The sequence below is a fragment of the Streptomyces sp. DT2A-34 genome (genome assembly GCF_030499515.1).
Lineage (GTDB): Bacteria > Actinomycetota > Actinomycetes > Streptomycetales > Streptomycetaceae > Streptomyces.
Genome location: NZ_JASTWJ010000001.1, coordinates 3,828,318 through 3,853,605 on the forward strand (window position 1 = coordinate 3,828,318; position 25,288 = coordinate 3,853,605).

The 25,288-nt window shown below is 71.3% G+C and carries 23 protein-coding genes; 9 read left to right on the top strand and 14 right to left on the bottom strand.

What is annotated here, in order from left to right; translation table 11 throughout:
• Positions 1-526: 526 nt before the first annotated feature.
• Positions 527-1,360 carry an alpha/beta fold hydrolase gene (locus QQM39_RS16660; RefSeq protein WP_301997603.1) on the top strand — a complete coding sequence of 278 codons (834 nt, stop codon included), beginning with the start codon at positions 527-529 and terminating at the stop codon, positions 1,358-1,360.
• 38 nt (positions 1,361-1,398) lie between these two features.
• On the opposite strand, the gene QQM39_RS16665 is transcribed toward QQM39_RS16660, so the two are convergent.
• Complete coding sequence (locus tag QQM39_RS16665; RefSeq protein ID WP_301997605.1) at positions 1,399-2,310, bottom strand: LysR family transcriptional regulator; 912 nt, start codon at positions 2,308-2,310, stop codon at positions 1,399-1,401.
• Between the two features lie 80 nt (positions 2,311-2,390).
• Here QQM39_RS16665 and QQM39_RS16670 point away from each other — a divergent pair, with 80 nt between their 5' ends.
• The 4 genes from QQM39_RS16670 (at position 2,391) to QQM39_RS16685 (ending at position 6,744) form a co-directional block, all read left to right on the top strand.
• Complete coding sequence (locus QQM39_RS16670; RefSeq protein ID WP_301997606.1) at positions 2,391-3,059, top strand: MOSC domain-containing protein; 669 nt, start codon at positions 2,391-2,393, stop codon at positions 3,057-3,059.
• A 171-nt stretch (positions 3,060-3,230) separates the two neighbouring features.
• Complete coding sequence (locus tag QQM39_RS16675; RefSeq protein ID WP_301997608.1) at positions 3,231-4,763, top strand: multicopper oxidase family protein; 1,533 nt, start codon at positions 3,231-3,233, stop codon at positions 4,761-4,763.
• A gap of 44 nt (positions 4,764-4,807) precedes the next feature.
• Positions 4,808-5,581, top strand: coding sequence for an SDR family oxidoreductase (locus QQM39_RS16680; RefSeq protein ID WP_301997609.1), 774 nt, complete (start codon positions 4,808-4,810; stop codon positions 5,579-5,581).
• A gap of 470 nt (positions 5,582-6,051) precedes the next feature.
• The gene (locus QQM39_RS16685; RefSeq protein WP_301997611.1) at positions 6,052-6,744 is read left to right on the top strand and encodes an ester cyclase; all 693 of its coding nucleotides are present in this window, start codon (positions 6,052-6,054) and stop codon (positions 6,742-6,744) included.
• A 64-nt stretch (positions 6,745-6,808) separates the two neighbouring features.
• Here the strand turns inward: QQM39_RS16685 and groL are convergent, their stop codons facing one another.
• The 4 genes from groL to QQM39_RS16705 all read right to left on the bottom strand — a co-directional run bounded on the left by groL (position 6,809) and on the right by QQM39_RS16705 (position 11,190).
• Positions 6,809-8,434, bottom strand: a complete 1,626-nt coding sequence (gene groL, locus QQM39_RS16690; protein WP_301997613.1) for a chaperonin GroEL — start codon at positions 8,432-8,434, stop codon at positions 6,809-6,811.
• A 149-nt stretch (positions 8,435-8,583) separates the two neighbouring features.
• Positions 8,584-8,892, bottom strand: a complete 309-nt coding sequence (gene groES / locus QQM39_RS16695) for a co-chaperone GroES (protein WP_003998759.1) — start codon at positions 8,890-8,892, stop codon at positions 8,584-8,586.
• A 355-nt stretch (positions 8,893-9,247) separates the two neighbouring features.
• The gene (locus tag QQM39_RS16700; RefSeq protein WP_302003610.1) at positions 9,248-10,081 is read right to left on the bottom strand and encodes a polysaccharide deacetylase family protein; all 834 of its coding nucleotides are present in this window, start codon (positions 10,079-10,081) and stop codon (positions 9,248-9,250) included.
• An 86-nt stretch (positions 10,082-10,167) separates the two neighbouring features.
• Positions 10,168-11,190, bottom strand: coding sequence for a polysaccharide deacetylase family protein (locus QQM39_RS16705; protein ID WP_301997614.1), 1,023 nt, complete (start codon positions 11,188-11,190; stop codon positions 10,168-10,170).
• A 90-nt stretch (positions 11,191-11,280) separates the two neighbouring features.
• Between QQM39_RS16705 and QQM39_RS16710 the strand changes: the two genes are divergently transcribed.
• Positions 11,281-12,450 (top strand): methyltransferase domain-containing protein, encoded by a 1,170-nt coding sequence (locus tag QQM39_RS16710; RefSeq protein WP_301997615.1) that lies wholly within the window; start codon positions 11,281-11,283, stop codon positions 12,448-12,450.
• A gap of 36 nt (positions 12,451-12,486) precedes the next feature.
• On the opposite strand, the gene QQM39_RS16715 is transcribed toward QQM39_RS16710, so the two are convergent.
• The 3 genes from QQM39_RS16715 to QQM39_RS16725 all read right to left on the bottom strand — a co-directional run bounded on the left by QQM39_RS16715 (position 12,487) and on the right by QQM39_RS16725 (position 15,910).
• A complete protein-coding gene (locus tag QQM39_RS16715) occupies positions 12,487-13,746 on the bottom strand; it encodes an RNA polymerase sigma factor (protein WP_301997616.1) in 1,260 nt (419 codons plus the stop codon).
• 271 nt (positions 13,747-14,017) lie between these two features.
• Entirely contained in the window at positions 14,018-14,374 is a 357-nt protein-coding gene (locus QQM39_RS16720) for a YciI family protein (RefSeq protein ID WP_126394316.1), read from the bottom strand.
• 42 nt (positions 14,375-14,416) lie between these two features.
• A complete protein-coding gene (locus QQM39_RS16725; RefSeq protein WP_301997618.1) occupies positions 14,417-15,910 on the bottom strand; it encodes an MFS transporter in 1,494 nt (497 codons plus the stop codon).
• 99 nt (positions 15,911-16,009) lie between these two features.
• On the opposite strand from QQM39_RS16725, the gene QQM39_RS16730 reads away from it, so the two are divergent.
• Entirely contained in the window at positions 16,010-16,684 is a 675-nt protein-coding gene (locus tag QQM39_RS16730) for a TetR/AcrR family transcriptional regulator (RefSeq protein WP_301997620.1), read from the top strand.
• A gap of 51 nt (positions 16,685-16,735) precedes the next feature.
• On the opposite strand, the gene QQM39_RS16735 is transcribed toward QQM39_RS16730, so the two are convergent.
• From QQM39_RS16735 to QQM39_RS16745, 3 genes are all read right to left on the bottom strand, one after another.
• Positions 16,736-17,785, bottom strand: a complete 1,050-nt coding sequence (locus tag QQM39_RS16735) for an LCP family protein (protein WP_301997621.1) — start codon at positions 17,783-17,785, stop codon at positions 16,736-16,738.
• A 73-nt stretch (positions 17,786-17,858) separates the two neighbouring features.
• Positions 17,859-19,217 (bottom strand): endo-1,4-beta-xylanase, encoded by a 1,359-nt coding sequence (locus tag QQM39_RS16740; RefSeq protein ID WP_301997622.1) that lies wholly within the window; start codon positions 19,215-19,217, stop codon positions 17,859-17,861.
• Positions 19,218-19,316: 99 nt separating this feature from the next.
• Entirely contained in the window at positions 19,317-20,423 is a 1,107-nt protein-coding gene (locus QQM39_RS16745) for a LacI family DNA-binding transcriptional regulator (RefSeq protein ID WP_301997624.1), read from the bottom strand.
• Between the two features lie 154 nt (positions 20,424-20,577).
• On the opposite strand from QQM39_RS16745, the gene QQM39_RS16750 reads away from it, so the two are divergent.
• Positions 20,578-22,896, top strand: a complete 2,319-nt coding sequence (locus QQM39_RS16750; RefSeq protein ID WP_301997625.1) for a glycoside hydrolase family 3 N-terminal domain-containing protein — start codon at positions 20,578-20,580, stop codon at positions 22,894-22,896.
• A gap of 54 nt (positions 22,897-22,950) precedes the next feature.
• Positions 22,951-23,454, top strand: a complete 504-nt coding sequence (locus QQM39_RS16755) for a hypothetical protein (protein ID WP_301997627.1) — start codon at positions 22,951-22,953, stop codon at positions 23,452-23,454.
• Here QQM39_RS16755 and QQM39_RS16760 read toward each other — a convergent pair.
• From QQM39_RS16760 to rimI, 3 genes are read right to left on the bottom strand one after another with little or no spacing between them, the layout of a single operon-like run.
• Complete coding sequence (locus QQM39_RS16760; protein ID WP_301997628.1) at positions 23,405-23,662, bottom strand: hypothetical protein; 258 nt, start codon at positions 23,660-23,662, stop codon at positions 23,405-23,407. The two genes, QQM39_RS16755 and QQM39_RS16760, sit on opposite strands and share 50 nt — an antisense overlap.
• Positions 23,659-24,753 (bottom strand): tRNA (adenosine(37)-N6)-threonylcarbamoyltransferase complex transferase subunit TsaD, encoded by a 1,095-nt coding sequence (gene tsaD, locus QQM39_RS16765; protein WP_301997629.1) that lies wholly within the window; start codon positions 24,751-24,753, stop codon positions 23,659-23,661. The genes QQM39_RS16760 and tsaD overlap by 4 nt, the downstream gene beginning before the upstream one ends.
• Positions 24,746-25,243: a ribosomal protein S18-alanine N-acetyltransferase gene (gene rimI / locus QQM39_RS16770; RefSeq protein ID WP_302003611.1), complete on the bottom strand. Its 498-nt coding sequence runs from the start codon at positions 25,241-25,243 to the stop codon at positions 24,746-24,748. Before rimI ends, tsaD begins: the two co-directional genes overlap by 8 nt.
• Positions 25,244-25,288 lie beyond the last annotated feature (45 nt).

Sequence of the window (25,288 nt, forward strand, 5' to 3'; positions counted from 1 at the left end):
GGGCTTCATCGCCGCACCCAAAGGCCACTCGTGGAACACCCCCAAGGGTGCGGGAGCACTACAGCCCGTCAAGGGCGCTCGTCGAGCGTCGCCGCGCGATGGCCCACGACCACCCCTGACAGTCCGCGACGCTCCCAAATCTGGCTGGCCAACCCGCCCTGGTGAGCCCGCAACCAAAGTGGGGAGGGCGAGCATGGGGTGGCCGTTTCAAAGAGCCTTAACAGGCTCACCGGGATGCCCTTCACACCGAAGGCACGAGGACAGGACGGGGCGGGACGGCATCGCTCGGCAGCTCAGTCACGCCAGGCATCCTGCCGACACCGCCTTGCCAAGGCGCACCTTCCTTTCGCTCAGCCCCGGCCTTCACACAGGCCCACATGCCTCGTCTGGGTGAAGTGCAGATAAGCACCGACTGCTGGAAACGGTCCGGGTCGGTGATCCACCGGTTTCGACGAGACCGGCGTTGCCTGGACCCTGGATGGGCGGGAGGCGGTCCCTGCCCGCACAACCGAGAGGAACAGCACCCGTGAGCGAATGGCAACTGGCCGAGACATTCCGCAGCACGTCAGGCGACGTCCGCTGGGGCAGCCTCGGAAGCCCCGACCGGGATCCGGTCGTGCTCCTTCACGGCACCCCCTTCTCCTCGTATGTCTGGCGCGCTGTCGCCCGCGCACTCGCTCGCCGCTACCAGGTCTTCGTGTGGGACATGCCCGGTTATGGGGCATCGGAGAAGTTCGCCGGCCAGGACGTCTCCCGCGCCGCTCAGGGCAAGGTCTTCACCGAGCTCCTGGCTCACTGGGGCCTCGACGAACCGTTGGTGGTGGCCCACGACTGCGGCGGTGCCGTTTCCTTGCGGGCGCGTCTGCTGCATGGAGCTCGCTACCGCGCGCTCGCGATGGTCGACCCGGTCGCGCTGGCCCCGTGGGGTTCGCCGTTCTTCCGGCTCGTCGGCGAGCACTCCAAAGTCTTCGAACAACTGCCGCCCGCACTGCACCACGCTCTGGTGCGCGAGTACGTGAGCTCGGCCAGCAGCCCTGGCCTGCACCCTGCCGTCCTCGACCGGCTCATCCAGCCCTGGCTCGACGACCTCGGCCAAGAGGCCTTCTACCGACAGATCGCCCAGGCCGATCAGCTGTACACCGACGAAGTGCAGGACCGGTACGGCGAGATCGACTGCCCGACGCTGGTGTGCTGGGGCCAGGACGACACCTGGATACCCGTGGCGAAAGGACGGGAGCTCGCCGCCCGGATCCCAGGCGCGCGACTTGAGCCGATCGCCGGTGCGGGCCACCTCGTCCAAGAAGACGCACCTGCCGAACTCACAGCGGCTCTCATGGCCTTTCTCCCACAACCGCGCTGACGCCCGACGCAGCCCGGTGAACCTTCCCGGTCGCAGCGCTAGCGGGCAGCGGCCCGCGTCAGCTGTTCGAGCGTCGCCGCCACCGCCGGCACCTGCGCGAGGTCGGGCAGGGTGAGCGCGACGATCTCCCGCCGCACCGCCGGCTCCAGCGCCACCATGCGCGCGCCTCGCGGCCGTACGGACTCGACGGCGAGCTGGGGCAGGACGGCCACGCCGAGGCCGGCGCCCACGAGGCCGACGACCGCCGGGTAGTCGTCGGTGGCGAAGTCGATACGGGGCGTGAAGCCCGCGCTCTCGCACACCTCGACCAACTGCCCCCGACAGCGCGGGCATCCGGCGATCCACGGCTCGGCCGCGAGCTCCCCGATGGCGACGGACCCCGAGGACGCGGTGCGCGCGAGCCGGTGCCGTTCGGGTACGAGCGCGACGAGACGGTCCGTCAGCAGCGGGCGCACGACCAGGTCGTCCCACTCCCCTTCCGGGGCGCCCGCGGCACCCTCGTACCGGAAGGCGAGGGCCACGTCGCAGTCGCCCTCGCGCAGCATCTCGACGGACTGCGGCGGCTCGGCCTCCTCCAGCGAGACGCGGGTGCCGGGGTGTGCGGCGCGCAGGGCGGCGAGGGCGGTGGGGACGAGGGTGGAGCTCCCGCTGGGGAAGGAGACGAGGCGAACGCGCCCGGCCCGCAACCCGGCGATGGCGGCGACCTCCTCCTCGGCGGCGGTGAGTCCCGCCAGGATCCCGGCGGCGTGCCGCACCAGCGCCTCACCGGCCTGGGTCAGCCGCATCTCGCGCCCGCTGCGGATCAGCAGGGGTGTGCCGACGGACGCCTCCAGGGCCTTCATCTGCTGGCTGACGGCGGGCTGGGTGCAGCCCAGTTCGCGCCCCGCCGCGGAGAAGGAACCGGTGGCGGCGACGGCGCGCAGCACACGGAGATGACGAGCCTCGATCACCCGTCGAGCATAAGCGAGCCTTGGGCATGGCGCCGAATAATGCGTGGACGCTTTGGCTTGGCGTGACCTACCGTGCCGCCATGAAGCTTCTGTCTGTGAACCTGGGCCGTTCGAAGGCCGTGCCGTACACGGATAACCCCGAAGGCGTGACCGGCATCGACAAGCAGCCGGTGACGGGGCCGGTACGGGTGGCGGCGCCCGGGCCCAAGGGCATCGGGGGGAGCGGGCTGGCCGGCGACGCGGTGTGCAAGAAGGAGCACCACGGCGGCAACGACCAGGCCGTGTACGCGGTGGCGCGCGAGGATCTCGACGACTGGGAGCGCGAGCTGGGGCGGTCGCTGACGAACGGCGGGTTCGGCGAGAACCTCACGACCTCCGGCCTGGACGTGTCCGGCGCGCTGATCGGCGAGCGCTGGCGGATCGGGTCCGAGGTGGTGCTGGAGGTCACGTGCGGCCGGATTCCCTGCGCCACCTTCCAGAACCATCTGGGTGAGAAGCAGTGGGTGAAGCGGTTCACGGCGAAGGGTGCGCCGGGCGCCTATCTGCGGGTGATCGAGCCGGGCGAGATCCGGTCAGGTGATGCGATGGAGATCATCCACCGTCCGGATCACGACGTGACGGTGGCGCTGCAGTTCCGGGCGGTCACGACGGAGCGGAAGCTGCTGCCGCGGCTGCTGGCCGCGGGTGAGGCGCTGCATCCGGAGTCGTTGGAGGCGGCGCGGAAGTACGTGGCGAAGTACGGGGTCTGACGGGCCGTCGACCGACAGCTGAGGCGGCGGTCGCCCCGCGCTCGCCCGGCGATCGCCCAGGCGCGGCACGGCTCCTAGGGGGAAACCCCGTACGAGCGACGGGGGTTGACTCGGGGTGGTCCGGGGGACGACCCGGATGTTCGGCGGGCGGCGGTCGAGGACGCTCGAAGCATGTCTCGCTTCAAGCGCGTCCTCCTCGTTCTCGGCTCCGTCGTCACGGTCCTCGTGACGGCGGTCGGCGGCCTGTTCGCCTGGCTGTGGACCGGCGCCGACGTGAGCACGGTCGGCAAGGCGTCGTTCGACAACGCGCTGGCGATACCGCCCCTGGCCGAGTCGTCCGTCGACAAGGACGGCACCCGCGTCTTCGACCTGCACATGCGCGCGGGCGAAACGGAGTTCGAGGCCGGCCTGAAGACCCCGACCTGGGGCTTCAACGGCTCCTACCTCGGCCCGACGCTCCGCGCGGCCCGCGGTGAGAAGGTCCGCGTACGCATAACGAACGGGCTCGACGAGGCGTCCGGCGTGCACTGGCACGGCATGCACCTGCCCGCGCGGATGGACGGCGGCCCGCACCAGATGATCGCCGCCGGCGGCACATGGACTCCCCACTGGACCGTGGACCAGCCCGCCGCGACGCTCTGGTACCACCCGCACCCGCACGGCGCGACCGAACGGCATGTGCGGAAGGGCCTGGCCGGCATGTTCATCCTCGACGACGAGCGGTCCACGAAGCTCGCCCTGCCGAAGCGGTACGGCGTCGACGACCTGCCCGTCATCGTGCAGGACGTGCGCTTCGACGGCGCGAAGCTCGACGGCGACCGCGGGATCATGCAGAACGTCGGCTTCCTCGGCGACCGGACGATGGTCAACGGCACGCTGCGTCCCTACCGGGAGGTCGGCGACGAGCTCATACGGCTGCGGCTGCTCAACGCCTCGACGGCACGCACGTACGCCTTCGGGTTCCCGGACGGCCGCGCCTTCTCGCTGATAGCGACGGACGGAGGTCTGCTGGAGCGGCCCGTGTCCCTGGACCGTGTGCAGCTGTCGCCGGGCGAGCGAGCCGAGATCGTCGTACGGATGCGGGCGGGCGAGCACGTGATGCTGCGCAGTTTTGCGCAGGACAACTACGGGGACAGCTGGCAGCGAAGGTTCGGCGGGGGCGACGACTCCTTCGATGTCCTGGAGCTGCGGGCGGCCCGAGAGCTGCGGCCCTCGCCCGAGATGCCCGCCGCGCTGGGCGAGTCGGAGACACCCGACGGCACGGATGCGGTCCGGGGCAGGCACTTCGACCTGAAGCGGTCCGGTATCAACGGGCGGTCGATGGACATGAGCCGCGTCGACGAGACGGTCACGCGCGGGACGACGGAGGTGTGGACGGTCCGCAACGGCAACGGCATGCCGCACAACTTCCATGTGCACGACGTCCAGTTCCGGGTGCTGGAGGTGAACGGCGAGGCACCGCCCCCGGCGCTGCGCGGGCCGAAGGACACGGTGTTCCTGCCCAACGGGACGACCATGAAGCTGGCGCTGCGCTTCACCGGGCCGGCGGATCCGGACACGCCGTACATGTACCACTGCCATCTGCTGTATCACGAGGACGAGGGGATGATGGGCCAGTTCGTGGTGGTGGAGGAGGGGCAGCGGGTGGGAGCGCCGTCGGGGGGACGCGGGTCAGTCGGTCACTCGGGGCACCAGCATGGCTGAGCAAGGGAGCGGAAGCGCGCAGTCCAGGTCACTAATCTTGCTCCATGACAACGGCATTGATTACGGGATCGACCGCGGGCATCGGCGCCGCGTTCGCGCGGCGCCTGGCGGCCGACGGGCATGACCTCGTCCTGGTGGCCCGGGACACCAAACGGCTGCGGGAGCAGGCGACGGAGCTGCACGACCGGCACGGCATCGAGGCGGAGGTGCTGACGGCCGACCTGGCGCAGGACACCGGCATCGAGGCCGTCGCCGCCCGCCTCGGCGACCGCAGGAACCCCGTCGACCTGCTGATCAACAACGCCGGCTTCGGCCACAAGGGCCGCTATCTCGATGTCTCCATGGCCGACGAGCTGATGATGCTCAAGGTGCACTGCGAGGCGGTGCTGCGGCTGACCTCGGCGGCATCGGCGGCGATGCGGGAGCGGGGGCGCGGGGGTGTCGTCAACGTCGCGTCGGTCGCGGCCTTCGTACCGCGCGGGACGTACGGCGCGTCCAAGGCGTGGGTCGTGCAGTTCACGCAGGGGGCGGCGCGGGACTTGGCCGGGAGCGGGGTGCGGCTGATGGCGCTGTGCCCGGGGTTCGTGCGGACGGAGTTCCATCAGCGGGCGGGGATGGGGACGGACAACATTCCGGGGTGGATGTGGCTGGACGCGGACAAGGTGGCGGCCGCGGCGCTGGAGGATCTGGCGCGGGGGAAGTCCCTGTCCATTCCGGATCCTCGCTACAAGGTGCTGATGGGCGCGACGAAGCTGGTGCCTCGGGGGTTGCTCGGGGGGATCAGTTCGAAGACGGGGCGGAAGTACGGGCCGCAGTAGGCGCGGGACCGTCCGCCGGGCGGTGCGGGAAGTCGACGACCAGCGGGATGGTGCGGGGCTCGACGCGGACCAGGGCGGGCGGGACCGGTGGGAGGCTCGTGCGCCGCGCGGCCCGCGACAGGAGGGTCCGGCCGCGAGTCGGCTCCACGGACTCCACGGACTCCAGGGCACGGCGGAGGCGCGGGGCTGGAACGCAGGCCGGCCGGCCGCGTCCCTCGACGTGGCCGACGGCACGCGGCGTCGAGGGCCGTATTTCCTGCCGGATGGGCCGCCGGTTCGCTCAACTCGGTGTCTTTGGCGACCAGTTCCGACAGGGCGCGCCTCCATGTCCCGCCCGCGGTCGCCGGCCGCTGCCTCCCGCCGAACGGGCGCATCGCGTCGTGATGCCGAGCCGAGAGGCACAGTGCCCCTCCGGCGGGGAGAATGGTGCTGTTCGGTCGCGCCCAGGGGGGCCGGGAGGCGATGACGTCATGACCTTCGTACAGCTCATCGACTGCAGGACCAGCCGCTTCGACGAGATGAACCGGCTGATGGACAGGTGGGTCGAGCAGACCAAGGGGAAGCGGACGGCGACGCACGACATCATCGGGAAGGACCGGTCGGACGCGTCACACTTCATCGAGATCGTGGAGTTCGCCTCGTACGAGGAGGCGATGCGGAACTCCAATCTTCCGGAGACCGATCGGATCTTCCAGGAGATGGTCGCGCTCTGTGACGAGACGCCGACGTTCACCGATCTCGATGTCGTGCGGGACGAGCAGCTGAACGTCCTGGCCGCGCAGGCCTTCTTCAAGGCCATGGGCAGGATGGAGCCGCAGCGGATCGGCGAGCACCTCACGGACGACTACGTGGATCACGATCCGTCGTATCCGCAGCCCTTGCAGGGGGTCGAGGGAATCCGCGAGCAGTACGCGGGGTGGCGTGCCGCCTTCGACTTCACGTTCCGGATCGACGATCAGCTGGCCCAGGGCGACCAGGTGTGCACGCGGTGGACCTGGACCGCGCGGCACAAGGGCGAGTTCCTGGGGATTCCGGCGACCGGACAGGACGTGAGCATGCAGGGCATGACCTGGCAGCGGTTCCGGGACGGCAAGATCTGCGAGGGCCACTGGCTCTACGACCGGGCGGGACTGCTGGAGCAGTTGGGGGTACTCGGTCAGTGACGCCCGCGAAGGGAGAAGCCCCCCGCTGCACAGCAGCGGGGGGCTTCTTCAGGCGGTGCGTGCCTCAGTGGGCGTGGCCGTGGCCGTGACCAGCGGCGGCCGGCTCCTCCTCTTCCTTCTTCTCGACGACCAGGGTCTCGGTCGTGAGGAGGAGGGAGGCGATGGAGGCGGCGTTCTCCAGGGCGGAGCGGGTGACCTTGACCGGGTCGATGACGCCGGCCTTGACCAGGTCGCCGTACTCGCCGGTGGCGGCGTTGAAGCCCTGGCCCTTGTCGAGCTCGGCGACCTTGGAGGTGATGACGTAGCCCTCCAGGCCGGCGTTCTCGGCGATCCAGCGCAGCGGCTCGACGACCGCGCGGCGGACGACGGCGACACCCGTGGCCTCGTCGCCGGTCTTGCCGAGGCCGCCCTCGAGGACCTTCGCGGCGTGGACGAGCGCGGAGCCACCACCGGAGACGATGCCCTCCTCGACCGCGGCGCGGGTCGCGGAGATGGCGTCCTCCAGACGGTGCTTCTTCTCCTTCAGCTCCACCTCGGTGGCGGCGCCGACCTTGATCACGCACACGCCGCCGGCCAGCTTCGCGAGGCGCTCCTGGAGCTTCTCGCGGTCCCAGTCGGAGTCGGTGTTCTCGATCTCGGCCTTGATCTGGGCGACGCGGCCCTGGACGTCCTCGGAGTTGCCGGCGCCGTCGACGAGGGTCGTGTCGTCCTTGGTGACCGTGACGCGGCGGGCGGAGCCCAGCACCTCCAGGCCGACCTGGTCGAGCTTGAGGCCGACCTCCTCGGAGATGACCGTGGCGCCGGTGAGGACCGCCATGTCCTGCAGCATCGCCTTGCGGCGGTCACCGAAGCCCGGGGCCTTGACGGCGACCGCGTTGAAGGTGCCGCGGATCTTGTTGACGACCAGGGTCGACAGGGCCTCGCCCTCGACGTCCTCGGCGATGATCAGCAGCGGCTTGGAGGCACCCGCCTGGATGACCTTCTCCAGCAGCGGCAGCAGGTCCGCGATGGAGGAGATCTTGCCCTGGTTGATGAGGATGTACGGGTCCTCCAGGACGGCCTCCATGCGCTCCTGGTCCGTCACGAAGTACGGCGACAGGTAGCCCTTGTCGAAGGCCATGCCCTCGGTGAAGTCCAGCTCCAGACCGAAGGTGTTGGACTCCTCGACGGTGATGACACCGTCCTTGCCGACCTTGTCCATCGCCTCGGCGATGAGCTCGCCGACCTGCGTGTCCTGGGCGGACAGACCGGCGACGGCGGCGATGTCGGACTTCTCGTCGATCGGGCGGGCGGTCGCGAGGAGCTCCTCGGAGACCGCGGCGACGGCCGCGTCGATGCCCTTCTTCAGGGCGGCCGGGGAGGCACCGGCGGCGACGTTCTTCAGGCCCTCGCGCACCAGCGCCTGGGCGAGCACGGTGGCGGTGGTCGTACCGTCACCCGCGATGTCGTTGGTCTTGGTCGCCACCTCCTTCACCAGCTGGGCGCCGAGGTTCTCGTAGGGGTCCTCGACCTCGACCTCGCGGGCGATGGTGACGCCGTCGTTGGTGATGGTGGGCGCGCCGAACTTCTTGTCGATGACGACGTTGCGGCCCTTGGGGCCGATCGTCACCTTGACCGTGTCGGCCAGCTTGTTGACGCCGCGCTCGAGGGCGCGACGGGCGTCCTCGTCGAACTTCAGGATCTTCGCCATGGGAGCGGTTCAGCCCTCTCGGAAAACGTGGGTGAAACGAACTGCGCCCCTGACGCCCGGCTTCATAAGGTCGCGGGGGCCCGGGGCGCAGCTCACAAGCAAAAGTGCTTGAGGTGACGGGTTATCTGGGGGGTAACCCCCAGACCCCCCTACTTCTCGATGATCGCGAGCACGTCGCGAGCCGAGAGGACGAGGTACTCCTCGCCGTTGTACTTCACCTCGGTGCCGCCGTACTTGCTGTACAGCACGATGTCGCCGGTCTTGACGTCGAGCGGCAGACGCTCGCCGTTCTCGAAGCGGCCCGGGCCCACGGCCAGGACGACGCCCTCCTGGGGCTTCTCCTTGGCGGTGTCCGGGATGACCAGGCCAGAGGCGGTGGTCTGCTCGGCGTCGAGCGGCTGGACCACGATGCGGTCCTCGAGCGGCTTGATGGCAACCTTGGAGCTGGTGGTCGTCACGATCCGACCTCCCCCTTCGGAGATCTCACGGGGTTAACTGTCTGAGGTGGCGACCAGGTGGATCCGTCGTCGCGGGTGCCGGACCTGCCCGTCGCGTAGTTGGCACTCTCCAGTGGGGAGTGCCAGAGCCGAGACTATGACCGTGATTAGCACTCGGTCAAGCGGACTGCTAATTCGCTGCGCTGGCTGAGCCGGGTTTCGGGTGACCGGCGTTGCGTGGCCGCCCCTTGGGGCTGCCGCCCCCAGCCCCCCCTTCGGCCCTGAACGGGCCTCGTCCTCGAACGCCGGACGGGCTGAATGATGCGGGCCGGCGTCGAGAAGTCCTGTCGGACGTAATCCTCCGAACGGCCCACCGTCAGACGTAGTCCTCCAGCCGGCCCACCGTCAGTCCCTGTCCCTGGATCTCCCGCAGCAGCCTCGTCGTCCGCTCCCTCAGGCTCAGGCCGGTCGGTTCGCCCGAAGGGACGGAGACGATGTCGCCGGGGCGCAGCCGGGCCGGGCCCTCCGCGTACGTCAGCTCGCCGTCGCCCTCCATCGCCGCCCGCCACAGCACCACCGCCCGCACGCCGCAGTCGGCTGCCGCGCGGAGCGTGGTGGTGTCGTACGTGCCGTAGGGCGGTCGGAAGAGCTGGGGCCGGATGCCGAAGCGGGCGCGGAGTTTGTTCTGCTGGCCGCAGATCTCGGCGCGCTGGCCGGCGTACGGCAGGCCGCGCAGGGCGGCGTGGTCGAGGGTGTGGTTCTGTATCGACGCGCCCACCGAGCGCAGGCGCGCGAAGTGGCCGTAGCCCGGGCCGACCACGCTGTCCGTGAGGAACATGCTGACGGGCAGCCGTAGCTCGCGGACCATGTCGACGAAGCGGGGGTCCTTCTCGGCGCCGTCGTCGTAGGTGAGGAACACGACTTGGTCGCGGGTGCGGATGCGGTCCACGACGGGCAGCAGACCGCCCGCGGACGGCCGATCACCCCCGGGCAACCAATGACGCCGGGCGGGTGGGGACGGGGGTGCGGGCAGCGGGGCGGTGAGGCCCCATCGGCGGTACGGCTGGGCTGTGGTCGTCGGGCCCTTCGCCGAACGCGCCTCTTGTGCCGCCCTCTCTCCCGGGCGCCCGCCGGGCTCGACCGACCCGGCCGGCCGGGCGCAACCGGTGAGCACGGCGGCTGTCAGGGCGACGGCTGCCAGCGCACGCAGCGCCGCCGGAACGCGTACGACCGTGAGGGCGCGTACGGGCGTGAGAGCCCCCGGCTCGGGCGCCGGCACCGATGCCGGCGCCCGCCTCACAGGTAGTCCTCCAGCCGGGCCACCGCGTACCCCTCGGCCGTCACTTTGTTCAGGAATCGGCGGATCATGTCGGGCATTGTGCCCTTCCAGTCGTCCCTGCCCCGGAAGTGGCTGAGGACGATGTCACCCGGGCGGATCTTCCGGTCCCACTCGCGGTAGTCCCAGTGGTCGACGAAGACCTCCTCGTTCCACAGGGGGACGTACTCGATGCCGCAGGACTTCGCGGCGCGCAGGGTGTTCCTGTTGTAGTTGCCGAAGGGCGGGCGGAAGAGCAGCGGGCGCTTGCCGTAGCGCTTCTCGATCACCTCCTGCATGCCGCAGATCTCATGCCTTTGGCGGTAGTAGGAGAGGGCCGGGAGGTAGGGGTGGTGGAGGGTGTGGTTGTTCAGGACCACGCCGCCGTGCTGCATCCGTTTGAAGTAGCCGTAGTCCTCCTTGATCAGGTAGTCGCTGAGGAAAGCGGTGTACGGCACCTGCAGCTCGCTCATCATCCGCAGGAACGCCGGGTCCTTCTCGGCGCCGTCGTCGATGGTGAGGAAGACGACCCGCTGCTTGGTGGGGACGGTCGTGAAGACCGGCGGGAGGCCGAGTTCCTCGTGGCCGTCGACCTCGAAGCCGTCGCGGGTGGTGATCTCCGGCTTTTTGGTGGGTGGCGGCGGGGGCGTGAGCGGCACTCGCGCCAGGCGCCAGCGCCTCGCGGCGGCGACCCGGGCGGCGTGGGCGGCCTGGGCGGAGTGGAACTTCTTGGTCCGGGGGGCTTCGGCGTTCGGGTCCGGGGTTTCCACCGGGGGCGGCGCCTTGAGGGGCTGCCGGCTCGGTGTGGGGCGTACGGCCTCATGTCCGCCTCCGCCTCCGCCGCCCTGTCCGCCACCCCCGCCCTGTGCACACCCCGAGGCGATGGCGGCGACGGTGAGTGCGGCGATTCCGCCGCGGATCCGCGCACGCCCCGCCGTCCCATGACGACACCCCGCGGCTACCCCATTGCGGCGACTTTTGTCATTTTGTCGTACTACTCGCATGGAGCCGGATCCTCGCAGGCACCCGCCCCGAAGATCGGCCGACACCGCCGCCGGAGGCGGACCATCCACCGACTGGCCGACAATGACCCGGTGAACGACCTCGCCTCCTTCTCCCGCCTCCTCACCCCCGAGGGCAGCGCCCTCCTCGACGCCGTACGCGACACCGACCCCGCCGACGAACTCGCCGTCGCCACCCGGCTGCGCCGCGAGCACCCCGCCGAGCTGGTGTCGGCGGCGCTCGGGCAGGCACGGCTGCGGCAGCGGGCGGTGGCGAAGTTCGGGGCGGTGGACGCGGGGCGGATGTTCTTCACCCCGAACGGCGTCGAGCAGTCGACGCGGGCGAGTGTCGCCACGTATCGGGCCGGGCGGATGAGGGAACTGGGGGTGGGGTCGGTCGCCGACCTGTGCTGCGGGATCGGGGGCGACGCGATCGCGTTGGCGCGGGCCGGGATCCGGGTGCTGGCGGTGGACCGGGATCCGGTGACGGTGGCGGCGGCGCGGGCCAACGCGGAGGGTCTCGGCCTCGCCGACCTCATCGAGGTGCGGGAGGCCGACGTCACCGAGGTGGACACGGCCGGCTACGACGCCGTGTTCGTCGACCCCGGCCGCCGGGGCGGTCGCGGCAGGATCTTCGACCCCGAGGCGTACTCGCCCCCGCTGTCATGGGCCGTCGAGGCCGCCGGCCAGGCCCCCCACGCCGCCCTGAAGATCGCGCCCGGCATTCCGCACGAGGCCGTTCCGGGCGAGGCCGAGGCGGAGTGGATCTCGGACGGCGGGGATGTGAAGGAAGCGGTGCTGTGGTTCGGGACGGAGCCCGGGGCGATCCGGGCCACCCTGCTGCCGGGGCCGCGTTCGCTGCTCTCCCGGGGGCTGCCCGACCCCGAGGTCCGGACCGTCGGGCGGTACTTGTACGAGCCCGACGGTGCCGTCATCCGGGCGCACCTGGTCGCCGAGGTGGCGGACCAACTGAACGGCGGGCTGGTCGACGCGACCATCGCGTACGTCACGGGGGACGAGCTGCACGCGACGCCGTATGCCACGGCGTACGAGATCACCGACCAACTCCCCTTCAACGTCAAGAAGTTGAAGGCCCTGCTGCGCGAGCGGGAGGTCGGCACACTGACCGTGAAGAAGCGCGGGTCGGCCGTCGAGCCGGAGGAGCTGCGGAAGAAGGTCAAGCCTCAGGGGCCCCACTCGGCGACCGTGTTTCTGACGCGGGTGGCGGGGGCGCCGACGATGCTGGTCGGGCGGCCGGCCTAGCCGCGTCGTGCGTGAACGGCGGGGCTCCCGTTCGCCCTACGAGACCTCGCTCGCCCGGCGCAGCAGCATCTCCCGCTCCCGCTCGTTCCGCGTGAGCCCCGCCGCCCGCTCGAACTCCGCCCGTGCCTCCGCCGTACGGCCGAGACGCAGCAGCAGGTCGCCGCGCACGCTCGGCAGCAAGTGGTAGTCCCGCAGGGCGGGTTCGGTGGCGATCGCGTCGACGATCTCCAGGGCGGGTTCCGGGCCGTCCGCCATCGACACGGCGACCGCGCGGTTCAACTCGACCACGGGGGAAGGGGACCGGGCGGACAGCAGGCCGTACAGGGTGGCGATGGTCTTCCAGTCCGTCTCCTCGTACGTGTACGCGTGCGCGTGGCAGGCGGCGATCGCGGCCTGGAGGGCGTACGGGCCCGGCGCACCCGTGGCGGCGGCATCGGCGCGGCCCAGCGCATGGACGCCGCGCGCGATGAGCATGCGGTTCCAGCGGCGGCGGTTCTGGTCCTTGAGGAGGATCGGTTCGCCGGACGGGCCTGTGCGGGCTGCCGCGCGGGACGTCTGGAATTCCAGGAGGGCGGTCAGACCGTGCACCTCCGGCTCCTTCGGCATCAGTCCCGACAGCACGCGGGCCAGCCGCAACGCGTCCTCGCACAGGGCCGGGCGCAGCCAGTCGTCGCCGGCCGTGGCGGCGTAGCCCTCGTTGAAGACCAGGTAGATGACGTCGAGGACCGAGCCCAGGCGGGCCTCGCGGTCGGGGCCGTACGGGACCTCGAAGGCGACGTTCTTCGTGGCGAGCGTGCGCTTGGCGCGGACGATGCGCTGGGCGATCGTCGGCTCCGGGACCAGGAACGCCCGGGCGATCTCCGGCGTCGTCAGGCCGCCGAGGAGGCGGAGAGTGAGGGCGATGCGGGCCTCGGGAGACAGCACCGGGTGGCAGGCGGTGAAGACGAGCCTCAGCAGGTCGTCGTCGATGTCGTCGGGGTCGGCCGGCTCCTCGGGCGGGGCCGTCGTCTCCAGGTCCCGCCCGATCTCCGCCAGCTTGCGGGCGTAGCTCTCGCGGCGGCGGATCAGGTCCACGGCGCGGTGCCGCGCGGTGGCCATGAGCCAGGCGCCCGGGTTGTCGGGGACGCCGTCGCGGGGCCACTGCTCCAGGGCGGCGACGAGTGCGTCCTGGGCGAGTTCCTCGGCGATGCCGACGTCGCGGACGATGCGGGCGACGCCGGCGATGATGCGCGGGGACTCGATGCGGAAGACGGTTTCGACGGTGCCGCGCGGGTCGGCGGTGGGCTGCGGGGTCACAGCCCACCATGCAACACCCGTCGGCCCTGTCGTCAAATTCCCGTCGCCCGCCCGAAGGGCGGGCCCGGCGGCGGCGATGGGGGTGCCCCCGCGCGAGCCGAGCGAAGCTCGGTTCGAGCGTGGGGGAGGAGCCACGTGGGCGGTTCGGCAACGCGGCATGGGGGTCCCCCCGCTCGAGCGAAGTCGAGAGTGGGGGAGTGCGTGCCAGACGCCGCCGGGCAGGCGGGAATTTGACGACAGGGCCTGGGGCCAGGGATCCAAGGAGGGCAGGTCAGCCCTCGGCGATCTCCCGCACCTCGCAGGTGACCTGCCATTCCTCCCCGTGGACCTTCAGGAACCGCGAGGCCCACTCCAGCGCCTCGGCCTTGTCCTTGCACTGCATGATCGCGTAGCCGCCGATGACCTCCTTGGACTCGGTGAAGGGCCCGTCGGTGACGGACGTCTTCGCGCCGTCCCAGTGCACGCGGGTGCCCTGCGCCGACGGGGTGAGCCCTGCCGTGTCGAGCATCACGCCGGCCTTGGTGATCTCCTCCAGCAGCTCCCCCATGCGCTGCATCAGCTCAGGGCTGGGGCCCTCGGCGGGCGCGGTGGACTCGTCGATCCGGACGAGGGACAGGTAACGCGGCATGGTGACTCCTCAGGGTTCGGTGACCGGTTCATTCCCGGCCTCTCACCCCTGCGTCGAACGGGAGACATCCGGATCGACACGCTCGCCGGAATTCTTCGAATCTTTTTCTCCGGCGGGCGTTTCCGCAGGCCGAGCCCCCACCCCGTGCAGCGCACCGGCGGCCAGGGCGGCCACGGCGAGCAGCCCCGCCGCCACCCAGTACGCCGCCGCGTACCCGTCGACGAGCCCCTCGGCCCCCTCCGCCCCGTCCCCGCCGGCACTCGCCGCCACCGTCACCAGCACCCCGAGCCCCACCGCCCCGCCGACCTGCCGCGCGCTGTTGAGCAGCCCGGACGCCATCCCGGTCTCCTCCGGCGCGACCCCTTCCGTGGCGGCCGTGCCCAGCGGTACGAAGCACATGCCGATGCCGACCGAGGCGACCGCCGACGGTCCGAGGACGGAGAGCAGGAACCCGCCGTCCACCGCCACCGCCATCGCGAACCACGCGATCCCGGCCGCCCCGAGCAGCCCGCCGACCAGCAGCAGCACCCCGGCCCCGACCCGCCCGACCGTGCGCGCGGCGATCACCGACCCGGCCACGACCCCGACGCAGAACGGCAGGAAGGCGCTCCCGGCGGCGGTGGGGCCGTACCCCAGCACCTGCTGCATGTAGAGGGAGGTGAAGTAGAAGGCGGCGAACTGGCCTGCCGACATCAGCAGCGCGAAGACGTTCGCCGCGAGCACCGGCCCCCGGGTCAGGAGCCCGAGCCTGAGCAGCGGCTGCCGTACGCGGGTCTCCACCAGGGCGAAGACCGCCAGCAGGACGACGCCGGCGCCCAGCACCCCGCCGGTCTGCCAGGCCGTCCAGCCGTGGGTCTCGGTCCGCACGAGCCCGAGGACGAGCAGCGAGGTTCCGGCGGTGACGAGGAGCGCGCCGAGGGCGTCGAGGCGCGGCCGGCTCCCGCTCGCCCGCCGGTCATCGGCGGGCACACCGGGCCGTACGACGGCCAGTACGGCGACCACGACGGGCACGTTGACCAGCATGACCGCCCGCCAGCCGAACCAGTCGGTGAGCAGCCCGCCGGCGAGCACCCCGACGGCCCCGCCGGCCGCACCGGCGGCGCCCCACAGCCCCAGCGCCCGTGAACGGGCCGCCCCCGCCGGGAAGTTCACGGTGATCAGGGCGAGCGCGACCGGCGACAGCAGGGCCGCGCCCACCCCCTGCACCGCCCGGGCCGCGACCAACTGCCCCGGCGCCTGGGCGAGTCCGCCGACGAGGCTCGCGAGCCCGAAGACGACGAAGCCGACCACGAGCACCCGCCGCCGGCCGGCGACGTCGGCGAGCCGCCCGCCGAGCATGAGCAGCCCGCCGAAGGTGAGCGCGTAGGCGTTGACGACCCAGGCCAGCGCCCCGGCGTCGAAGCCGAGGCCGGTGCCGATGGCCGGGAGGGCGACGTTGACGACGGACATGTCGAGGGAGACGAGGAACTGCACGGTGAGCAGCACCGGCAGTAACCAACGGGCGCCCGGCTTCAGAGAGTTGACGGTATCCACCATGCCAGCAGATTAATATACGCGTACATAAATTAGCCAGGGCCGCAGCGAGCCTCCCGACTCCGGCCCATCGACCGACACCCCCGCGAGACAATGCCCCCCGTGGCAGCAGAGACAGCGAACTCGCAGAGCCGTAAACGCGGCCGTCCGCCCCGCATCGCGGCGGAGCAGATCGTCGACGCGGCCCGGCGGCTCCTCCAGGAGGAGGGCGTCGAGGCGGTCAGCATGCGCCGGGTGGCGAAGGAGGTCGGCGCCACACCGATGGCGCTCTACAACCACGTACGCGACAAGGACGAGTTGCTCCTGCTCACCCTGCGGGGCATGGCGGCGACGTTCCCGCGCCCGCCACTCCCCGCCGACCCCCGCGAGCGCATCCTCACGACCGCCGTCCACATGCACGCGATTCTCAGCGAGGTGGTCTGGGTCATCGACGTACTGAGCCTCGGCGACCTCACCGACAAGGACGCGCTGTGGATGCCCGAGGAGATCATCGACTCGGCCATCGCCTGCGGCCTGACCCCCACCCAGGCCCTGCACGCCTACCGCACCATCTGGTACGTCGTCTACGGCGCCCTGGTCTTCCGGCGAGCCGACGTCCGCCGCGCCGCCGACCCCGAACGCCGGCCGTTCTTCCCCGCCTTGCTCACGGAGGAGGACGCGGTGGCGCTGCCGCGTATGGCCGAGATGGCGGCGAACTGGGAGGAGATCAAGGGGCGTTACGACATCGCCGAGCAGCTGGAGGCCGTGGTGGACGGGCTGCTGCGGAAGGGGCGCTGACCCGCTTCAGCCGACCCACCCCGGCCGACCTGCTTCACAGGTCATGGACGCCTACCGCAACGACTCCCACAACTCGCTCGCCTCCGGCTCCTCCGCCACCACCCGGTTCGCGTCCGACGCCGCCGTGACCACCGGCATCGTCACCGTCCTCACCTCGCCCGCCGACAAGCCCCGCAGGCTCTCGCCGAGGGACATCAGCTCGCTCAGCGAGTCCAGGCCGGTGTCGGTCGTCAGGCTGCCCGTCACCGCGTCGGCGACCTTGTAGAGCTTGGCGGGGTCGGTGAGGAGGTCGGTCGAGGAGATCTGTTCCAGCAGCGCCTTCACCAGCTTCTGCTGCAGGCCTATGCGGCCGAGGTCGCTGCCGTCGCCTATGCCGTGCCGGGTGCGCGCCAGGGCCAGGGCTGTCTTGCCGTCGAGGTGGTGGGTGCCCGCTTCCAGCGTCAGGTGGCTGTCCTCGTCGTCGATGTCCTCGTCCGTCGTCACCGTCACGCCACCGAGGGCGTCCACCAGCTTCGCGAAGCCCGAGAAGTCGATCTCGACGTAGTGGTCCATGCGGACGTCCGTGAGCGACTCGACCGTCTTGACCGCGCACACCGGCCCGCCCACCGCGTACGCGCTGTTGAACATCACGCTGTACGCCACCTCCGTCGAACCGCCCGACGACAGCGGGCAGGACGGTCGTGTGACCAGCGTGTCGCGCGGAATGCTCACCACCGTGGCCGAGGTCCGGCCCGCGTCGACGTGCACCACCATCGCGGTGTCCGAGCGGGCGCCGGTGCTGCTGCCGCCGCCCAACGCCTGGTTCTCGTCGCCGCTGCGCGAGTCCGAGCCCAGGACCAGGATGTTCAGCGCCTCGGTCGGCAGCTCGGGCGCCGAGGCGGAGGCCGACGGCGTCGTCACCGACTTCGCCGGGCGGTTGTCGCCGAGGGCGTTGTTGATGTCGACGCTCTTGATGTTGCCGTTCAGGTGCCAGTAGGCCCAGCCCGCGCAGCCCGCGCCCAGCACCAGGGCGCCCGCGAGGACGAGGCCGGCGGTCTTCAGCACCCTCGACCGCCGGCCCGCGCGTCTGCCGTCGCCCCCGTTCACGTCTCGTCCACTCACAGGGAGGAACGTAAGTCCGAATTATTACGGCCAGGAACGTCAGACCGGGTTTCTTCGGAAAATCTCAGACTTCTCAGCCCAGCGTCACCGTCGGCACCGGATTGCTCCCGCTCCACGATCCGTTGAACCCGAAGGTCACCGAACCGCCGTCGGGAACCGTCCCGTTGTACGAGGCGTTGGAACAGGTGACCGTCGCCCCCGACTGTGTACAGCTCGCGTTCCAGGCCTGCGTGAGCCGTTGCCCCGCGCCGAATGTCCAGCTCACCTTCCAGGACGACAGCGCCGCCCCCGAGCAGGCGATCCTGACCTGCCCGGTGAAGCCGGTGTTCCACTGGCTGGGCACGCTGTAGGTCGCCGTGCAGGCGTCCGTGGGAGGTGGCGTGGTCGTGCCGCCGCCCAGCGACTCGGCGATCGCGTAGTACGCCGGTTTCGGCGCGTAGTTCTCGTCGTACGGCGTCGCCGCGCCCTGCCCCGGGAAGGTGCTCGGGATCCAGGAGTCGGAGTCGGTGAAGCCCCAGACGGTGACGCCGTGGCACCGGGACACCGCGAGGCAGGCGTTCATGACGGCCTTGTAGTCGGCGGCCTGCTGCGTCAGCTCGGCGCTGTCCGCGGGCAGTTGCATTCGGATGTCCAGCTCGGTGATCGCCACGTCGACGCCGAGGTCGGCGAACCGCTGGATGTTCTGCTGCATGGTGGACGGCACCTGGCCGAGGATCAGGTGGGCCTGGAGACCGACGCCGTCGATCGGGACGCCGCGCTCCTTCAACGACTTGACCAGGTTGTACAGGGCGGTGCTCTTCGCGTTGACGCCCTCGACGTTGTAGTCGTTGATGTACAGCTTGGCGCTCGGGTCGGCGGCGCGGGCCGCGGTCAGGGCCTGGGCGATGTAGTCGGCGCCGAGGCCGTTGTACCAGAGGGTCTGCCGGTAGGTGCCGTCCTCGTTGAACGGCTCGTTCACTACGTCCCAGGTCGCGAGCCTGCCCTTGTAGCGGCCGACTTCCAGCGCGATGTGGTCGTTCATCAGCTGGCTCAGTTCGGCCGACGTCCAGCTGCCGTTCGTCAGCCAGCTCGGGTTCTGGCTGTGCCAGACCAGGGTGTGGCCGCGCACCTGCTGTCCGTGCGCCTCGGCGAAGGCGACGATCTGGTCGGCCTCGGCCCAGTTGAAGTTGCCGCGCGTCGGCTCGACCGAGCCCCACTTCATGGCGTTGCCGGGGGTCAGCGCGTTGAACTCCCGGCCCGCGATGTCGCCGTAGGTGCCGGTGAGCTTGGAGCCGGTGACGGCCGTACCCATGACCTTGCCCTTGGCGGCGGCGAGGTCGCGCAGCGGGGTGTCGGCAGCGTGCGCCGCGGGCGCCGTGAGCAGAAGGGCTCCGACAGTCGCGATGCCGGTGAGAAGGGAACCGAGGGATAAGCCTGTTCTCAGAGATCTCATGGCGGGTGCCTCCGAAAGTTTCGGTTGAAGAACCGACTGGCTTCGGTGCAGTGTGGGGCGCCACGGAACACCCGTCAATACAGCAACACGCCTCTCCCGCTAAACCGCCGGAGGTGCCCCCGTGCTGCTCCGCACCACCAGGCTCGTCGCCAGCTCCACCCGCGTCGCGGCCGGTGTCCCCTCCTGCCGCGCGAGGTCGAGGACCAGCTTCGCCGCCGCCTCCGCCATCTCCGTCAGCGGCTGCCGTACGGTCGTCAGCGGCGGCCCGACCCAGCGTGCGATCGGCAGATCGTCGAAGCCGACCACGCTCAGATCCTCCGGAATCCGCAGCCCCAGCTCGCGCGCGGCCTCGTACAGCCCGAGCGCCTGGAGGTCGTTGCCGGCGAAGACGGCGGTCGGCCGGTCCGGGCGGCGCAGCAGCTCAAGGCCCTGCCGGTAGCCGGTCTCGTGGTGGAAGTCGCCGGGCCGGACCAGGTCCTGGCCGACCGGGAGCCCGGCCGTCTCCAGGGCGGCCCGGTAGCCGTCGATGCGGGCGCGGCTGCACATCATCCGGGACGGTCCGGTGATCGCGCCGATCCTGCGGTGGCCCAGCTCGACCAGGTGCCGGGTGGCGGCGAGTCCGCCCTGCCAGTTGGTCGCCCCGATGGACGGCACGTCGGCGCCCGGGTCGCCCGCCGGGTCCATCACCACGAACGGGATCGACCGGCTGGTGAGCAGGGCGCGCTGGGACTCGTCGAGGCCGGACAGCACGAGGATCACGCCGTGCGGGCGCCGGGCGGCGACCTGGTCGGCCCAGGTGCGGCCGGGGGTGAGCCGGCCGGCGCTCTCGCTCAGCACGACGCTCAGCCCGGCGTCCCGGGCGACGTTCTCCACGCCCCGGATGACCTCCATCGCCCACGCGCTCTCCAGCTCGTGGAAGACCAGGTCGATCAGGGGTGAACGGCTCGCCTCGGCCCGCCGCCGCCGGTAGCCGTGGGCGCGCAGCAGTTCCTCGACCCGGCTGCGGGTGGCCGGTGCGACATCGGCTCGTCCGTTGAGGACCTTCGAAACAGTCGGCGCGGACACGCCGGCCTCGCGGGCGATCTCGGCGAGCGTCGCGGTCTGCGTGGACCGCCCGGCCGACGGGGAGGTCGTCCGGGTTTCACTCTGCGTCTCCCGGTTTTCACCAGGTGGCGTCCGGCTTTCAGCGGGCTCCGGGGGCTTCATGGCGGCGATCGTATCCCTGCGCGCCCTCTTGACGAACCCTTCTCACCGCCCCTAGGTTCCCGGAACATTCGATGGGAACAACGAAACATTCGCGAGAGGCCGTCCCGTCACCGCCCCGACAGGAGTTTCCAGCCATCGCCCGGACAGGAGTTTCATGACCACCGCCCCCTGGCGCGACCCCGCCCTGCCCGCCGCCGCCCGCGTCGACGACCTCCTCTCCCGGATGACCCTTCAGGAGAAGACCGCCCAGCTGTACGGCGTGTGGGTGGGCGCCGCCACGGACGGTGACGGAGTCGCCCCGCACCAGCACGACATGACCGCCGGCTCCTCCGACGAGGAATGGGCCGAGCTGATCACCCTCGGCCTCGGCCAGCTCACCCGCTCCTTCGGCACCGCCCCCGTGGACCCGGCGCTGGGCGCGCGAGCACTGGCCCGCGCCCAGCGCCGTATCGCCGCCGCCGGCCGCTTCGGCATCCCCGCGGTCGCCCACGAGGAGTGCCTGGCCGGCTTCACGGCCTGGCAGGCCACCGCCTACCCGGTGCCGCTGGCGTGGGGGGCCTCCTTCGACCCGCCGCTCATCGAGGAGATGGCCCGGCGCATCGGCGAGGACCTGCGCTCGGTCGGCGTCCACCAGGGTCTGGCGCCCGTCCTGGACGTCGTACGCGATCCGCGCTGGGGCCGGGTGGAGGAGACCGTCGGCGAGGACCCGTACCTGGTCGGCACGGTCGGCGCGGCGTACGTGCGGGGCCTGGAGTCGGCCGGGGTCGTCGCGACGCTCAAGCACTTCGCCGGGTACGCGTCCTCGGCGGGCGCCCGCAACCTCGCGCCCGTACGCGCGGGCGTCCGCGAGTTCGCGGACGTCACCCTGCCGCCGTTCGAGATGGCGCTGCGCGAGGGGGGCGCGCGCTCGGTGATGGCGGCGTACAACGAGACGGACGGGGTACCGGCCTCCGCCGACCCGGCGCTGCTGACCGAACTCCTGCGCGAGCAATGGGGTTTCACGGGCACCGTGGTCGCCGACTACTTCGGCATCGCGTTCCTGGAGACCCTGCACCGCGTGGCGGGCTCACCGGCCGAGGCGGCGCACACGGCGCTGGCGGCCGGCATCGACGTGGAACTGCCGACCCTGAAGTGCTACGGGAAACCGCTGGTGGACGCCGTCCGGGCGGGCGAGGTCCCGGAGGAACTGGTGGACCGCGCGGCCCGCCGGGTCCTGCTCCAGAAGTGCGAGCTGGGCCTCCTGGACGAGGACTGGACCCCGGAGCCGGCAACGGCACCCCTCGACCTGGACTCCCCCGCGAACCGCGCCCTGGCCCGCCGAGTGGCCGAGGAGTCGGTGGTCCTGCTGGACAATCCCGACGGCATCCTCCCCCTTCCCCCCGACGCCCGTATCGCGGTCGTGGGCCCGCGCGCGGCGGACGCCCTGGCGATGCTGGGCTGCTACTCCTTCCCGTCCCACGTCCTCACGCACCACCCCGAGGTGCCGATGGGCATCGAGATCCCGACGGTCCTGGAGGCCCTGCGCGCCGAACTCCCCGACGCCAAGGTGACGTTCGCGCAGGGCTGCGGCGTCTCGGACCCCGACCCGGCGGGCTTCGAGGAGGCGGTGGCACGGGCCTCGGAGGCGGACGTGTGCCTGGCGGTGCTCGGCGACCGGGCGGGGCTCTTCGGGCGGGGCACCTCGGGCGAGGGCTGCGATGTGACGGACCTCCGGCTGCCGGGTGTGCAGGGAGATCTGCTGGACGCGCTCGTGGCCACCGGCGTCCCGGTGGTGCTGGTCCTGCTCACCGGCCGCCCGTACGCGCTGGGCCGCTGGCACGGGCGGCTGGCCGCGGTGGTCCAGGCGTTCTTCCCGGGCGAGGAGGGCGGCCCGGCGGTGGCGGGAGTGCTGTCGGGCCGGGTCAACCCGTCGGGGCGGCTGCCGGTGAGCGTGCCGCGGGTGCCCGGGGGCCAGCCGTGGACGTATCTCCAGCCGCCGCTGGGGCTGGCGGGCGGGGCCAGCAACCTGGATCCGACGCCGCTGTACGCGTTCGGGCACGGGCGGTCGTACACGTCGTTCGCCTGGGAGTCCGTGGATTCGGGAGAGACGGAGATCGGCACGGACGGGTCGTACGACGTGTCCGTGACCGTCCGCAACACGGGCGAGCGCGCGGGCGCGGAGGTGGTCCAGCTGTACCTGCACGACCCGGTGGCCTCCGTGACCCGGCCGGACGTGCGGCTGATCGGCTACCAGCGGGTGGAGTTGGCGCCCGGCGAGGCAGCGCGGGTGACCTTCCGCTTCCACACGGATCTGTCGGCGTTCACCGACCGTTCAGGCCGGAGGGTGGTCGAGCCGGGCGCCCTCGAACTACGTTTGGCCGCGTCCAGCGCGGACGTACGCCACACGGCACGGCTGAACCTCACGGGCCCTGTCCGGGTCCTCGGCCCCGACCGGCTGCTGCGGTGCGGAACGGAGGTGTCCGGGGTGGCGTGACCCCCGCGCCGAGAGCACCAGGGGGATCCCATCGACAGGTACGTTCACCACCAGTTGCGGGCCGTCGTTTCGATCCTCGCCGCCGGCGCCGTCGCCGCGACCGTGGCGGGGTTCGTCCGCGGGTTCTCGCCGCCGAAGACCGACGGGCTGCGCTTCGGCGCGATCCTGTTCGCCCTCTTGCTGGTGTCGACGCTCTTGAAGGCGACCAGGCTCAAGGGGTTCAGCGACGTGCGGCACTTCGAGGCCGCTGTCCCCCTCGACGACACCGACGTGGTCCTGCCCACCAACGGCTTCCTGCGCGACCAGCCGTTCAGCGTGAGGCTCTTCGTGCTGTACCTGATCCTCACGCTGCCCGCGTCCGTGTTGTGGGAGCCGTGGATCGTCCTGTTGCCGCTGGGGTCGGCCCTGGACTGGCTGGGACAGGCCGCGGTGGCCGTCCACTGGGAGCGCGGGCACGGCAGGGTCGTGTGGCGAGGCCACGTCGAGAGCAGGCCGTGGGAGCTCTCGGTCAGCTCACGCCCACCGACTCGAACCGCCACCGGTGCACAGGCCGCGTGACCAAGTCCGCGTCCGGCTCGGGCAGTTCGGGGAGCCCGGCGTCGTAGGCCGCGTCCCACCACGTGATCACCAGCACCCGGTCCTGGGGAGCGCGGAAGGTCTCACGGCGCAGGGGCTCGGCGTCGAGCTCCTGCGCCCGCGCCCAGGCAAGCAGTTCCTCCCCCCGCCCGGGCACCGCCCGCGCCTCCCACATCAGCGCGACCGTCACGAGTAGAGGTTCTCCTTGCTGACCTCGTGCACATGGTCGTGCCCGGGCACATGAGGATCCGTCACCGGCAGCGAAGAGTCCGCCGACAGATCCCAGCTGGACGCGGGCCGGTTGCGCGCCACCATCTCCGCGCCCAGCGCCGCCACCATCGCCCCGTTGTCCGTGCACAGCTTCGGCCGGGGCACCCGCAGCCGGATCCCGGCCGCCTCGCACCGCTCCTGGGCCAGCGCCCGCAGCCGGGAGTTGGCCGCCACGCCGCCGCCGATCATCAGGTGGTCGACGCCCTCGTCCTTGCAGGCACGGACGGCCTTGCGGGTCAGCACGTCCACGACCGCCTCCTGGAATGAGGCCGCGACATCCCGCACCGGCACCTCCTCGCCCGCGGCCCGCTTGGCCTCGATCCAACGGGCGACCGCCGTCTTGAGGCCGGAGAAGGAGAAGTCGTACGCCGGATCGCGCGGCCCGGTCAGACCGCGCGGGAAGGCGATCGCCGCCGGGTCGCCCTCGCGTGCGTACCGGTCGATGACCGGCCCGCCCGGGAAACCCAGGTTCAGCACGCGGGCGATCTTGTCGAAGGCCTCGCCCGCCGCGTCGTCGATGGTCGCGCCCATCGGGCGGACGTCGGAGGTGATGTCCGAGGACAGCAGCAGAGAGCTGTGCCCGCCGGACACCAGCAGCGCCATCGTCGGCTCCGGCAGCGCGCCGTGCTCCAGCTGGTCCACGCAGATGTGGGAGGCGAGGTGGTTGACGCCGTAGAGCGGCTTGCCCAGCGCGTAGGCGTACGCCTTCGCCGCCGAGACGCCCACCAGCAACGCGCCCGCGAGACCCGGGCCGGCGGTGACGGCGATACCGTCCAGATCCCTCGCGCTGACCCCCGCTTCCTTCAGCGCGCGGTCGATCGTCGGGACCATCGCCTCCAGGTGCGCCCGGGAGGCGACCTCCGGCACGACGCCGCCGAAGCGGGCGTGCTCGTCGACGCTGGAGGCGATGGCGTCGGCGAGCAGGGTGGTGCCGCGGACGATGCCGACGCCGGTCTCGTCGCAGGAGGTCTCGATGCCGAGTACGAGCGGCTCGTCGCGTGAGTCAGTCATTGATCTCGGTTCCTTGTACGGCAGTTGAACCCGCGGCGGAGCCGCTGTTGGATTTCGTGGTCAGTCGCATCACCAGGGCGTCCACGTTCCCCGGCTGGTAGTAGCCGCGCCGGAAGCCGATGGCCTCGAAGCCGAAGCGCTCGTAGAGCTTCTGCGCGCGGACGTTGTCCACGCGGCACTCCAGCATCACTTCGGCGCACTCGAAGGCGGTGGCGGCCCGCAGCAGCTCGGTCAGGAGACGGCCGCCGAGGCCCGTCCCCCAGTAGTCCCGGGCGACGGCGATGGTCTGGACGTCGGCCAGGTCCCCGGCGGACGCGAGTCCGGCGTATCCCACGAGCCGTCCGCCGTCCTCGGCGACGACGTAGTGCCGCGTCGCCTCGGGCCCGCGCGAGTGGGCCAGCTCGGACCAGAACATGCCACGGGACCAGGCGTCCTCGGGGAAGAGGTCCTTCTCCAGGCCCAGCACCAGGTCGATGTCCCACCAGCGCATCTCGCGCAGCACAGGGGTCACGGGCGGCCCGGCCTGCGGTCCGGT

What these genes read in the sequence shown, in the direction of transcription:
- QQM39_RS16750 (WP_301997625.1), top strand. Translation starts at nt 20,578, where the DNA reads ATGACCACCGCCCCCTGGCGCGACCCCGCCCTGCCCGCCGCCGCCCGC.
- groL (WP_301997613.1), bottom strand. Translation starts at nt 8,434, where the DNA reads ATGGCGAAGATCCTGAAGTTCGACGAGGACGCCCGTCGCGCCCTCGAG.
- QQM39_RS16740 (WP_301997622.1), bottom strand. Translation starts at nt 19,217, where the DNA reads ATGAGATCTCTGAGAACAGGCTTATCCCTCGGTTCCCTTCTCACCGGC.
- QQM39_RS16725 (WP_301997618.1), bottom strand. Translation starts at nt 15,910, where the DNA reads ATGGTGGATACCGTCAACTCTCTGAAGCCGGGCGCCCGTTGGTTACTG.
- QQM39_RS16745 (WP_301997624.1), bottom strand. Translation starts at nt 20,423, where the DNA reads ATGAAGCCCCCGGAGCCCGCTGAAAGCCGGACGCCACCTGGTGAAAAC.
- rimI (WP_302003611.1), bottom strand. Translation starts at nt 25,243, where the DNA reads ATGCGCTGGTGGGACATCGACCTGGTGCTGGGCCTGGAGAAGGACCTC.
- QQM39_RS16720 (WP_126394316.1), bottom strand. Translation starts at nt 14,374, where the DNA reads ATGCCGCGTTACCTGTCCCTCGTCCGGATCGACGAGTCCACCGCGCCC.
- QQM39_RS16705 (WP_301997614.1), bottom strand. Translation starts at nt 11,190, where the DNA reads ATGCGAGTAGTACGACAAAATGACAAAAGTCGCCGCAATGGGGTAGCC.
- QQM39_RS16685 (WP_301997611.1), top strand. Translation starts at nt 6,052, where the DNA reads ATGACCTTCGTACAGCTCATCGACTGCAGGACCAGCCGCTTCGACGAG.
- QQM39_RS16675 (WP_301997608.1), top strand. Translation starts at nt 3,231, where the DNA reads ATGTCTCGCTTCAAGCGCGTCCTCCTCGTTCTCGGCTCCGTCGTCACG.
- QQM39_RS16670 (WP_301997606.1), top strand. Translation starts at nt 2,391, where the DNA reads ATGAAGCTTCTGTCTGTGAACCTGGGCCGTTCGAAGGCCGTGCCGTAC.
- tsaD (WP_301997629.1), bottom strand. Translation starts at nt 24,753, where the DNA reads ATGACTGACTCACGCGACGAGCCGCTCGTACTCGGCATCGAGACCTCC.
- QQM39_RS16680 (WP_301997609.1), top strand. Translation starts at nt 4,808, where the DNA reads ATGACAACGGCATTGATTACGGGATCGACCGCGGGCATCGGCGCCGCG.